This window comes from Pseudarthrobacter sp. PH31-O2 (assembly GCF_030063265.1).
Lineage (GTDB): Bacteria > Actinomycetota > Actinomycetes > Actinomycetales > Micrococcaceae > Arthrobacter.
The window spans coordinates 215,562-228,533 of record NZ_JASIST010000004.1 but is presented as its reverse complement, the minus strand read 5'-3'; the positions used below and the strand labels follow the sequence as shown (position 1 = coordinate 228,533).

General features: G+C 62.0%; 7 protein-coding genes. All 7 read right to left on the bottom strand.

Annotated features, from left to right (window positions below; genetic code table 11):
• Positions 1-6: 6 nt before the first annotated feature.
• Positions 7-132, bottom strand: a complete 126-nt coding sequence (locus QMG72_RS08695) for a hypothetical protein (RefSeq protein ID WP_283480268.1) — start codon at positions 130-132, stop codon at positions 7-9.
• 140 nt (positions 133-272) lie between these two features.
• Positions 273-1,463 (bottom strand): elongation factor Tu, encoded by a 1,191-nt coding sequence (tuf, locus tag QMG72_RS08690; RefSeq protein WP_226774757.1) that lies wholly within the window; start codon positions 1,461-1,463, stop codon positions 273-275.
• A gap of 242 nt (positions 1,464-1,705) precedes the next feature.
• Positions 1,706-3,820 carry an elongation factor G gene (gene fusA, locus QMG72_RS08685; protein ID WP_226774758.1) on the bottom strand — a complete coding sequence of 705 codons (2,115 nt, stop codon included), beginning with the start codon at positions 3,818-3,820 and terminating at the stop codon, positions 1,706-1,708.
• Between the two features lie 69 nt (positions 3,821-3,889).
• On the bottom strand, positions 3,890-4,360 hold the full coding sequence (rpsG, locus tag QMG72_RS08680) for a 30S ribosomal protein S7 (protein WP_011692813.1): 471 nt from the start codon (positions 4,358-4,360) through the stop codon (positions 3,890-3,892).
• Between the two features lies 1 nt (position 4,361).
• A complete protein-coding gene (rpsL, locus tag QMG72_RS08675) occupies positions 4,362-4,736 on the bottom strand; it encodes a 30S ribosomal protein S12 (RefSeq protein WP_011692814.1) in 375 nt (124 codons plus the stop codon).
• A gap of 395 nt (positions 4,737-5,131) precedes the next feature.
• Complete coding sequence (locus tag QMG72_RS08670) at positions 5,132-9,031, bottom strand: DNA-directed RNA polymerase subunit beta' (protein ID WP_226774759.1); 3,900 nt, start codon at positions 9,029-9,031, stop codon at positions 5,132-5,134.
• Between the two features lie 101 nt (positions 9,032-9,132).
• Positions 9,133-12,651 carry a DNA-directed RNA polymerase subunit beta gene (gene rpoB, locus QMG72_RS08665; protein WP_226774760.1) on the bottom strand — a complete coding sequence of 1,173 codons (3,519 nt, stop codon included), beginning with the start codon at positions 12,649-12,651 and terminating at the stop codon, positions 9,133-9,135.
• Positions 12,652-12,972 lie beyond the last annotated feature (321 nt).

Sequence of the window (12,972 nt, the reverse complement as noted above, 5' to 3'; positions counted from 1 at the left end):
GCGCGGCTACTGGCGCTTGTTGGCGCGGTCGATCCGCTTCGCCCGCTTGATTTCGTGCCGGAAGTACCTCTTGGCCCACAAGCCGCCCGCGACGACAGCAAGGACAACCACGAGGAAAATGATCCATTCCATGCCGGACTCCTCTCTTCACCTGCAACGGTAGCAGGACGTTAAAAAGAACAGCCCCGCTGCAGTGCAGCGGGGCTGTTCCTTGCTTAACGGCGGCCGTCAGGCGGCCGGACCGGTCAGCGACTAACTCGGATCAGCAAGTATTACTTGAGGATCTTGGTAACGCGTCCCGAACCAACGGTGCGGCCGCCTTCGCGGATAGCGAAGCCGAGGCCGTCTTCCATGGCGATGGGCTGGATGAGCGCAACGCTCATTTCAGTGTTGTCGCCGGGCATAACCATTTCCGTGCCTTCCGGCAGGGTGATAACGCCGGTTACGTCCGTGGTGCGGAAGTAGAACTGCGGGCGGTAGTTGGAGTAGAACGGGTTGTGACGCCCGCCTTCGTCCTTGGAGAGGATGTAGACGTTAGCCTCGAAGTCGGTGTGCGGGGTGATGGAACCCGGCTTGACGACAACCTGGCCACGCTCAACATCGTCACGCTTCAGACCGCGGAGCAGGAGGCCACAGTTCTCGCCGGCCCATGCTTCGTCGAGCTGCTTGTGGAACATCTCGATACCGGTCACCGTGGTCTTCTGGACCGGGCGGATGCCGACGATCTCGACCTCGGAGTTGATGGCGAGGGTTCCACGCTCGGCGCGGCCCGTTACAACGGTGCCACGGCCGGTGATCGTGAAGACATCTTCGATCGGCATCAGGAACGGCTTGTCACGGTCACGGACGGGGTCCGGAACGGACTCGTCGACAGCTTCCATAAGGTCCTCGACGGACTTGACCCAAACCGGGTCGCCTTCGAGGGCCTTCAGACCGGAAACGCGCACAACCGGGGCGTTGTCGCCATCGAAGCCCTGAGCCGAAAGCAGCTCGCGAACTTCCATTTCGACGAGGTCGAGGAGCTCTTCGTCATCGACCATGTCCGACTTGTTCAGCGCGACCAGCAGGTAGGGAACGCCAACCTGGCGGGCCAGCAGAACGTGCTCGCGGGTCTGAGCCATCGGGCCGTCAGTGGCGGCAACCACAAGGATCGCACCGTCCATCTGTGCGGCACCGGTGATCATGTTCTTGATGTAGTCAGCGTGACCCGGAGCGTCTACGTGTGCGTAGTGGCGCTTCTCGGTCTGGTACTCAACGTGGGAGATGTTGATGGTAATGCCGCGCTGACGCTCTTCGGGAGCAGAGTCAATGGACGCGAAGTCGCGCTGCTCGTTGAGAGTCGGGTACTTGTCGTACAGCACCTTGGAAATCGCGGCCGTCAACGTCGTCTTACCGTGGTCAACGTGACCAATGGTGCCGATGTTAACGTGCGGCTTAGTCCGCTCGAACTTTGCCTTTGCCACAGGTTCCTCCTAGAACGTTTTCAAATGACTTACCCTTCGACCGCGCTTGTCGCGGCGAAACTTCAGTAAGTCTACTTGGGGGGCTTTGGATTGATGAAATTGCAGATTCAGGAACTAATACTAGTCCCTTGAGCCTGTCGGTGCTGGTGGCCGGTCCGGCGGACCGAAGCCGGCCACCTGCACCAGGTGAATTTCCGGAACCGGAAACGCACCCGAGTTTGTTGCTGCGGAAGCCTTGGAGGCTACTCGCCGCGGTTCTTCTGGATGATCTCGTCGGCGACTGCCTTCGGGACCTCGGCGTAGCTGTTGAACGTCATGGAGTACACAGCACGGCCCTGGGTCTTCGAGCGCAGGTCACCGATGTAGCCGAACATGCCGGACAGCGGGACGTGCGCACGGATGACCTTGACACCCTGCGCGTCTTCCATGGACTGCATCTGGCCGCGGCGGGAGTTGAGGTCACCGATTACTTCACCCATGTATTCCTCAGGGGTGCGGACCTCGACATCCATCAGCGGTTCGAGCAGAACGGGGTTCGCCTTGCGTGCAGCTTCCTTGAAAGCCATCCGCCCGGCGATCTTGAACGCCATTTCCGAGGAGTCAACGTCGTGGTACGCGCCGTCAATCAGCGTGGCCTTGATGCCGACAACCGGGTAGCCGGCCAGGACGCCGTCGTTCAGCGCAGACTGGATGCCAGCGTCAACCGAGGGAATGTATTCGCGCGGAATGCGGCCGCCGGTGACCTTGTTCGAGAACTCGTACATCTCGCCCTCGGACGTGTCCAGCGGCTCGATCGCAATCTGGATCTTAGCGAACTGGCCCGAACCACCGGTCTGCTTCTTGTGTGTGTAGTCGTGACGCTCCACAGCACGCTTGATGGTTTCGCGGTAAGCGACCTGGGGCTTGCCCACGTTCGCCTCGACCTTGAATTCGCGGCGCATGCGGTCCACCAGGATATCCAGGTGGAGTTCGCCCATGCCGGCGATGATGGTCTGGCCCGTGTCCTCGTTGAGGGAGACCTGGAAGGTCGGGTCCTCAGCGGAGAGCTTCTGGATGGCCGTGGAAAGCTTCTCCTGGTCGCCTTTGGTGTTCGGCTCGATCGCAACAGAGATCACGGGCTCCGGGAAGCTCATGGACTCCAGGACGATCTGGTTCGAAGAGTCACACAGGGTGTCGCCCGTGGTGGTGTCCTTCAGACCGATCGCTGCGTAGATGTGGCCGGCGGTAGCGCCCTCAACGGGCATTTCCTTGTTGGCGTGCATCTGGAACAGCTTGCCGATGCGCTCCTTCTTGCCCTTGGTGGAGTTGACCACCTGGGAGCCTGCCTCCACGTGACCGGAGTACACGCGGATGAAGGTGAGCTGACCGAAGAACGGGTGCGTAGCGATCTTGAAAGCCAGAGCCGAGAACGGCTCCTCGGAAGACGGCTTGCGCGTCAGTTCCTTCTCTTCGTCGCGGGGATCGTGACCGATCATCGGCGGGACGTCGAGCGGGTTCGGCAGGTAGTCCACCACGGCATCGAGCATCGGCTGGACGCCGCGGTTCTTGAACGCGGAGCCGCAGAAGACCGGGTACAGCTCGGAGTTGATCGTCATCTTTCGGATGCCGGCCTTGAGTTCATCGGTGGTGATTTCTTCACCTTCGAGGTACTTCTCCATCAGCTCTTCGGAGGACTCCGCTACGGTCTCAACGAGCGTTGCGCGGTACTCCTCGGCCTTTTCCTGGAGGTCCGCCGGGATCTCGCGGATCTCGTACTTGGCACCCATGGTGACGTCACCCTTGGAGTCGCCGGGCCACACCAGTGCGCGCATGTAGAGCAGGTCGACGACGCCGACGAAGTCGTTCTCGGCGCCGATCGGCAGCTGCATAACCAGCGGCTTGGCGCCGAGGCGGCTGATGATGGTATCTACGGTGAAGTAGAAATCAGCACCGAGCTTGTCCATCTTGTTGACGAAGCAGATGCGCGGGACGTTGTACTTGTCCGCCTGGCGCCAGACAGTCTCAGACTGCGGCTCCACACCTTCCTTGCCATCGAACACGGCAACGGCACCGTCGAGGACGCGCAAGGAGCGCTCCACCTCAACAGTGAAGTCAACGTGCCCGGGGGTGTCAATGATGTTGATCTGGTTGTTCTCCCAGAAGCAGGTCACGGCGGCAGACGTGATGGTAATGCCGCGTTCCTTTTCCTGTTCCATCCAGTCAGTCGTCGAAGCGCCGTCGTGCGTCTCGCCGATTTTGTGGTTCACACCTGTGTAAAACAGGATGCGCTCGGTAGTAGTGGTCTTGCCGGCATCAATGTGGGCCATAATGCCGATATTGCGGACCTTGCTAAGGTCAGTAAGCACGTCCTGTGCCACGGTGTCTCCCTTTCGGATGGACTGCACGTCCGCCGCCGGCTCGGTTGAGCCGGCGGCGTCCGGGAAGTATTACCAGCGGTAGTGTGCGAAGGCCTTGTTGGACTCGGCCATCTTGTGGGTGTCTTCGCGGCGCTTCACAGCGGCACCGAGACCGTTGGAGGCATCCAGAATTTCGTTCTGGAGGCGCTCGGTCATCGTCTTCTCGCGGCGGGCCTTGGAGTACCCAACCAGCCAGCGCAGGGCGAGGGCGGTGGAGCGGCCCGGCTTGACCTCAACCGGAACCTGGTAGGTAGCGCCACCGACGCGGCGCGAGCGGACCTCGAGGGAAGGCTTGACGTTCTCCATGGCCTTCTTGAGGGCTGCAACCGGGTCGCCGCCGGACTTGGCACGAGCACCTTCGAGTGCACCGTAAACGATACGCTCGGCGGTGGACTTCTTGCCGTCAACGAGCACCTTGTTGATCAACTGGGTGACCAGCGGGGAGCCGTAAACGGGATCTAGAACTAGCGGCCGCTTGGGGGCCGGACCCTTGCGAGGCATATTACTTCTTCTCCATCTTTGCGCCGTAGCGGCTACGAGCCTGCTTACGGTTCTTGACACCCTGGGTATCGAGGGCACCACGGACGATCTTGTAGCGGACACCCGGAAGGTCCTTAACGCGACCACCACGGACGAGCACAATGGAGTGCTCCTGCAGGTTGTGGCCCACGCCGGGGATGTAGGCGGTAACTTCAACGCCACCGTTGAGGCGGACACGTGCAACCTTACGCAGAGCCGAGTTCGGCTTCTTCGGGGTTGTTGTGTAGACGCGGGTGCAAACACCGCGGCGCATCGGGCTGCCGTTAAGCGCGGGGGCCTTGGTCTTCTTGACCTTAGGCGTGCGGCCCTTGCGGACCAGCTGGTTAATCGTAGGCACTCTCGTGTTCTCCGTTTTATCCGGAGCGGCCGTTGGCGGCCGCTCTCTTGTCGCTGCGCCCCGCCGCTCGAGCTTTGAAGTTCTCTCCAGAGCAGCTGAGGCGAAGCCTTAATAGTCGGGCCGCACGCCGGGATCCGCGGACTAATGCCCACCCTTGCCCCTAGGCATGCGAAAATGTGGCATACGTTGCACAAGAACCCTGCAAACCGGAAACGTCGTCCTGGCCCAGCCTTTCAGCTGTAACCGGCGCACTCATCCACTGCCACAATAACAATTAGTTTCAAGTCTAACACGGCCCGCTGCCAGCCCTTAATCGAACCCAGCAAACGCAAAGGCCCCGCCTCAGCTCCGCTGTTAGGCGGAGCGGTGACGGGGCCCGGCGTCGAACTGGCGGCTTAGCGGAAGTCGCTGCCCAGGTCGTAGTCATCCAGCGGGATGGCGTGGAACTCAGGAGCTCCGTCGCCGCCCAGGGAATCGTAGGAGAAGTCACTGAACGCGCTGGGGCCGGTAAACAGATTGGCCTTTGCTTCTTCAGTGGGCTCCACCGTGACCTCGGTGTAGCGCGGGAGACCCGTGCCGGCCGGGATGAGCTTACCGATGATGACGTTTTCCTTCAGGCCGAGCAGCGGATCGCTCTTGCCTTCCATGGCCGCCTGCGTCAGGACGCGGGTGGTTTCCTGGAAGGAAGCTGCGGACAGCCAGGACTCGGTCGCCAGGGACGCCTTGGTGATGCCCATCAGCTCGGGACGGCCGGAAGCCGGCGTCTTGCCCTCGGACACAACACGGCGGTTGGCATCTTCGAAGCGGCTGCGCTCGGCGAGCTCGCCGGGCAGCAGATCCGATTCGCCGGACTCGATGACAGTGACGCGGCGCAGCATCTGGCGGACGATAACCTCGACGTGCTTGTCGTGGATACCGATGCCCTGGCTGCGGTACACACCCTGGACTTCGTCCACCAGGAACTTCTGCGCGGCCCGGGGGCCCATGATGCGCAGAACCTGCTTGGGGTCGACCGGACCGTTGATGAGCTTCTGGCCGACGCTGACGTGATCGCCGTCTTCGATGAGAAGACGTGAACGGCGCAGCACCGGGTAAGCGATCTCTTCGGATCCGTCATCCGGGGTGATGACCAGGCGCATCTGGCGCTCGGACTCTTCGATGGTGATCCGGCCGGCTGCTTCAGCAATCGGCGCGACACCCTTCGGAGTACGGGCTTCAAAGAGCTCCTGGATACGGGGCAGACCCTGGGTGATGTCGTCGCCGCCGCTGGAGGAGACAGCACCACCGGTGTGGAACGTACGCATCGTCAGCTGGGTACCCGGCTCACCGATGGACTGTGCGGCGATGATGCCCACGGCCTCTCCGATGTCGACGGTCTTACCAGTGGCGAGCGAACGGCCGTAGCACAGGGCGCAGGTGCCGACGCTGGACTCACAGGTGAGTACGGAGCGGACCTTGACCTCGGTGATGCCGGCGGCGAACAGTTCGGCAATAACAACGTCGCCGCAGTCGGTGCCGCCCGCTGCCAGAACCTTGCCCTTGGAGTCAACGACATCCACGGCCAGGGTCCGGGCGTACGCGCTGTTCTCAACGTTCTCGTCCAGGACCAGCTCACCGTTGGCGTCAGCCACGGCAATGGCGGTCATCAGGCCGCGCTCGGTGCCGCAGTCTTCTTCCCGAACGATAACGTCCTGCGAGACGTCCACCAGACGGCGGGTCAGGTAACCCGAGTTGGCGGTACGCAGTGCGGTATCGGCCAGACCCTTACGGGCACCGTGCGTGGCGATGAAGTATTCCAGCACCGACAGGCCCTCGCGGTAGGAGGACTTGATCGGACGCGGGATGATCTCGCCCTTAGGGTTAGCCACCAGGCCACGGATACCCGCGATCTGGCGAACCTGCATCCAGTTACCACGTGCGCCCGAGGAGACCATGCGGTTGATGGTGTTCATCGGCGACAGGCTGTCACGCATCGCCTGGGCGATTTCGTTGGTTGCCTTGTTCCAGATCTCGATCAGTTCCTGGCGACGCTCGTCGTCGTCGATCAGGCCCTTGTCGTACTGTCCCTGGATCTTGGCAGCCATGGTCTCGTAACCGGCGAGGATCCGCGGCTTGTCCTTGGGTACCTCGATGTCGGAGATGGCGACGGTAACGCCGGACCGGGTGGCCCAGTAGAAACCGGCATCCTTCAGGTTGTCCAGCGTTGCCGCCGTGATCACCTTCGGGTAGCGCTCTGCGAGATCGTTGACGATCGTGGACAGTTCGCCCTTGTCCGCAACGTTCTCCACCCACGGGTAGTCCGCGGGCAGGGTCTCGTTGAAGAGGACCTGGCCCAGGGAGGTCTGGACGAGCACGGTCTGACCCGGCTCGTAGCCTTCCGGAGCTTCCCAGCCGGCGTAAGGGACAAAGCCCTCCAGCCGGATCTTGACCTGGGAGTTCAGGTGCAGCTCGTGCAGGTCGTACGCCATGATGGCTTCCGACACCGAGGAGAAGATCCGGCCTTCGCCAGCTGAACCGACACGCTTGGTGGTCAGGTGGTAGAGACCGATGATCATATCCTGCGACGGCAGGGTCACCGGGCGGCCGTCGGACGGCTTCAGGATGTTGTTCGAGGACAGCATCAGGATCCGGGCTTCCGCCTGGGCTTCGGGGCTCAGCGGCAGGTGCACTGCCATCTGGTCGCCGTCGAAGTCGGCGTTGAAGGCGCCACAAACCAGCGGGTGAAGCTGGATTGCCTTGCCTTCAACAAGCTGCGGTTCGAACGCCTGGATGCCGAGACGGTGCAGGGTGGGTGCACGGTTCAGCAGCACGGGGTGCTCGGTGATGATCTCTTCGAGGACGTCCCAGACCTGCGGGCGGTAACGCTCAACCATCCGCTTGGCCGACTTGATGTTCTGCGCGTGGTTGAGGTCAACCAGGCGCTTCATCACGAACGGCTTGAAGAGCTCCAGCGCCATCTGCTTCGGCAGACCACACTGGTGCAGCTTCAGCTGCGGGCCGACGACGATGACCGAACGGCCGGAGTAGTCAACGCGCTTGCCGAGGAGGTTCTGGCGGAACCGGCCCTGCTTGCCCTTGAGCATGTCGGACAGGGACTTCAGCGGACGGTTGCCCGGTCCGGTGACCGGACGGCCGCGGCGGCCGTTGTCGAAGAGGCTGTCAACGGCTTCCTGAAGCATCCGCTTCTCGTTGTTGACGATGATCTCCGGAGCGCCGAGGTCAAGCAGGCGCTTGAGCCGGTTGTTGCGGTTGATCACGCGGCGGTAGAGGTCGTTGAGGTCGGAGGTCGCGAAGCGGCCGCCGTCCAGCTGGACCATCGGGCGCAGTTCCGGCGGGATCACCGGGACCGCGTCCAGCACCATGCCGAGCGGGCTGTTGTTGGTCGTCAGGAAGGCGTTGACCACCTTGAGCCGCTTCAGGGCGCGGGTCTTGCGCTGGCCCTTGCCGTTGGCGATGATGTCCCGGAGCATGTCCGACTCGGCCTGCATGTCGAAGTTCTCAAGACGCTTCTTGATCGCCTCGGCACCCATGGAGCCTTCGAAGTACATGCCGTAGCGGTCACGCAGTTCGCGGTACAGGCCTTCGTCACCTTCGAGGTCGGCGACCTTGAGGTTCTTGAACCGGTCCCAGACCTGCTCGAGGCGCTCGATTTCAGCATCCGCGCGCTTGCGGACGTTAGCCATCTGGCGGTCGGCGGAGTCGCGGGCCTTCTTCTTGTCGGCAGCCTTGGCGCCTTCGCCTTCGAGACGGGCAAGCTCGTTCTCGAGGTCGCGGGCGATCGTGGCGATGTCGGAGTCGCGGTTGTCGATCAGCTGCTTCTTCTCGATGTCGTGCTCAACCTGGAGGTTGGGCAGTTCTTCGTGGCGGCTGTCGGCGTCGACGCTCGTGATCATGTAGGCGGCGAAGTAGATGACCTTTTCGAGGTCCTTCGGTGCCAGGTCAAGGAGGTAGCCCAGACGGGACGGAACACCCTTGAAGTACCAGATGTGCGTGACCGGGGCGGCCAGCTCGATGTGGCCCATACGCTCACGGCGCACCTTGGCGCGGGTGACTTCAACGCCACACCGCTCGCAGATGATGCCCTTGAAGCGCACGCGCTTGTACTTACCGCAGTAGCACTCCCAGTCGCGGGACGGGCCGAAGATCTTCTCGCAGAAGAGGCCGTCCTTCTCAGGCTTGAGCGTGCGGTAGTTGATGGTTTCCGGCTTCTTAACCTCGCCGTAAGACCAGCCACGGATGTCTTCCGCGGTGGCGAGGCCGATCTGCATGAGGCCGAAGGAGGATTCGCTGGACATATGGTCCCTGTTCTCTCTTGTTCTCTAAATTCTGAAGTCTTGGGTTACGGGAAGAGGGAGGTGCCGACGGCGGATGGGGACCACCCGCCGTCGGACGCCTGCTAAACCTCTTCTACGGAACTGGGCTCTGCACGAGACAGATCGATGCCCAGTTCTTCCGCAGCCGTGAAGACTGCGTCATCAGAGTCACGCATTTCAATTGTGGTTCCGTCCGTGGAAAGAACTTCCACGTTCAGGCACAGCGACTGCATTTCCTTGATCAAGACCTTGAAGGACTCAGGAACGCCCGGCTCGGGGATGTTCTCGCCCTTGACGATGGCTTCGTAGACCTTCACACGACCGTGGATATCATCCGACTTGATCGTGAGAAGTTCCTGAAGCGTGTAAGCGGCACCGTAAGCTTCGAGCGCCCACACTTCCATTTCACCGAAGCGCTGGCCACCGAACTGTGCCTTACCACCCAGCGGCTGCTGCGTGATCATGGAGTACGGGCCGGTGGAGCGCGCGTGGATCTTGTCGTCCACCAGGTGGTGGAGTTTCAGGATGTACATGTAGCCGACCGAGATCGGATCCGGGAACGGCTCGCCGGAGCGGCCGTCGAAGAGGCGGGTTTTGCCTGAGGAGTTGATCAGGCGGACGCCGTCGCGGGTGACGTTGGTGGAGTCGAGGAGACCGGTGATTTCCTCTTCCCGCGCACCATCGAAGACCGGCGTAGCGACAGTGGTCTGGCCACTCTCGCGCGGCAGGTTCGGCAGCTGCTTGACCCACTCGGGCTCGCCCTCGATCTTCCAGCCGGTCTTGGCAACCCAGCCGAGGTGCGTTTCCAGCACCTGGCCGACGTTCATACGGCCCGGAACACCCAGCGGGTTCAGGACAATATCAACGGGGGTACCGTCGGCAAGGAAGGGCATGTCCTCGATCGGAAGGATCTTGGAGATAACACCCTTGTTGCCGTGACGGCCGGCAAGCTTGTCGCCGTCGGTGATCTTGCGCTTGGCAGCGACGTACACCCGGACCAGCTGGTTGACGCCCGGGGGCAGCTCGTCGTCGTTGTCGCGGTCGAAGACGCGGACACCGATTACAGTGCCCGACTCACCGTGCGGAACCTTCAGGGAGGTGTCACGCACTTCGCGGGACTTCTCACCGAAGATGGCGCGCAGCAGGCGCTCTTCCGGGGTCAGCTCGGTCTCGCCCTTCGGGGTGACCTTTCCGACCAGGATGTCGCCTGCTTCAACCTCGGCACCGATGTGGATGATGCCGCGCTCGTCCAGGCCGGCGAGGACTTCCTCGGACACGTTGGGGATGTCACGGGTGATTTCCTCGGCACCAAGCTTGGTGTCGCGGGCGTCGATCTCGTGCTCCTCGATGTGGATGGAGGAAAGAACGTCCTCAGCCACGATCCGCTGGGACAGGATGATGGCATCCTCGAAGTTGTGGCCTTCCCATGACATAAATGCCACGAGCAGGTTCTTACCGAGGGCCAGTTCGCCCTGGTCCGTTGCCGGGCCGTCAGCGATGATGCCGCCGACTTCCAGGCGCTGGCCTTCGTTCACCAGAACGCGGTTGTTGTAGCAGTTGCCCTGGTTGGAGCGGGCGAACTTGTTGATGCGGTAGTTGGTTTCCGTACCGTCGTCGTTCAACACGATGACCAGCTCAGCGGAGACCTCGGTCACCACACCTGCCTTCTTCGCGATGGTGACGTCACCGGCGTCGACGGCTGCGGCACGCTCCATGCCGGTGCCGACGAACGGCGCCTCGGAACGGACCAGCGGCACGGCCTGGCGCTGCATGTTGGCACCCATAAGTGCGCGGTTGGCATCGTCATGCTCGAGGAACGGGATCAGGGCGGTAGCCACTGACACCATCTGGCGCGGGGAGACGTCCATGAACTCGACCTCGGCGGCGGGAACCAGCACGGGCTCGCCTCCACCACCACGGGCACGCACGAGGACGGTATCCTCGGCGAACTTCTTGTTCTGATCGAGCGGAGCGTTGGCCTGTGCAATCAGGACTTCAGCTTCGTCATCGGCCGTGAGGTACTCGACCTCGTCGGAGACGACCCCTTCAGCCACGAGGCGGTACGGGGTTTCGATGAATCCGAACGGGTTGATCCGCCCGTAGGACGCCAGCGAACCGATCAGGCCGATGTTCGGGCCTTCAGGAGTTTCGATGGGGCACATACGTCCGTAGTGGGACGGGTGAACGTCTCGGACTTCCATGCCTGCACGGTCACGGGACAGACCGCCCGGGCCGAGTGCGGACAGGCGGCGCTTGTGGGTCAGACCCGAGAGCGGGTTGTTCTGGTCCATAAACTGGGACAGCTGGGAGGTTCCGAAGAACTCCTTGATTGCTGCCACAACGGGACGGATGTTGATCAGGGTCTGCGGCGTGATGGCCTCGACGTCCTGGGTCGTCATCCGTTCGCGGACAACGCGCTCCATCCGGGACAGGCCGGTGCGGACCTGGTTCTCGATGAGCTCGCCGACGGCGCGGATACGGCGGTTGCCGAAGTGGTCGATGTCATCGATCTCCACACGGAGCTCGTGGTCCTGGCCGTCGCGCTTACCCGTGAGGGTCTTCTCACCGGCGTGCAGGGCAACGAGGAACTTGATCATGGCGACGATGTCTTCAACGTGCAGCACTGAGGCTTCCTTGTCACCAAGGGAGCGGTCGATGCCGAGCTTGCGGTTGATCTTGTAGCGGCCAACCTTGGCCAGATCGTAGCGCTTGGAGTTGAAGTACAGGTTGTCCAGCAGGGACTGGGCAGCCTCGACCGTGGGCGGCTCGCCCGGTCGGAGCTTCCGGTAGATGTCCAGCAAGGCATCTTCGCGGGTTTCGGTGGCGTCCTTCTCCAGCGTCGCGCGCATGGAGTCGTACTGGCCGAACTCTTCGAGGATCTGGCCTTCGGTCCAGCCGAGGGCCTTCAGCAGCACCGTGACGGACTGCTTGCGCTTACGGTCGAGGCGAACGCCGACCTGGTCGCGCTTGTCGATTTCGAGTTCAAACCAGGCGCCGCGGGACGGGATGATCTTCGCGGTGAAGATGTCCTTGTCGCTGGTCTTGTCGGCGGTGCGCTCAAAGTAGGCGCCCGGGGAACGGACCAGCTGCGAGACAACAACACGCTCGGTGCCGTTGACGACGAAGGTGCCCTTCTCGGTCATCAGCGGGAAGTCACCCATGAACACGGTCTGCTGCTTGATTTCGCCCGTGTTGTTGTTCATGAATTCGGCCTTGACATACAGCGGAGCCGAGTACGTTGCGTCCCGGTCCTTGCATTCAGCCATGGTGTACTTCGGATCAGCGAACTCCGGCTCCGAGAAGCTCAGGGACATGGTGCCCTGGAAATCCTCGATCGGGGAGATCTCTTCAAAGATGTCCGACAAACCCGAGGAGGTGGCGACGCTGAGGTCGCCTTCTTCGACGGCTTTGGCGACGCGTGCCTGCCAGCGTTCGTTTCCGACCAGCCAGTCAAAGCTGTCCGTCTGCAGGGCAAGCAGGTTCGGAACGTCAAGAGGTTCGTGAATCTTTGCGAATGAGAGCCGGCGGGTTGCACCGTCGGTACTGTCGGCATTGATAGCGGTTGCAGCGTTGTTTACATTAGAGGTGCTCGAGGCGACCAAGAGGGATCCTTCCACAGACCTTCAGGCGTTTTCAGATCTCCCCCGCTATGCACCCTGCGGAGTGACTCCGCAGTGCTACCAGTCCGGTTCCGCTATATGACCCGGGACCCGCGCTGGCCATGGTGGTGCACGTTGTAGACGGCACAATGATGGCGCAGCTGCCAGGCTAAGCCCACCGCTATATGAAGGCTGAAGGTAAACAGGGAAGACGCAAATATCTACGATACGGCAAAGCAACCTACTTGTCTACCCCACTTCGCCCGCGATTGCAAGCACTGGACCCGGCTCCCGGCTGGGGTGTCCACCCCCTGTGCCACAGGC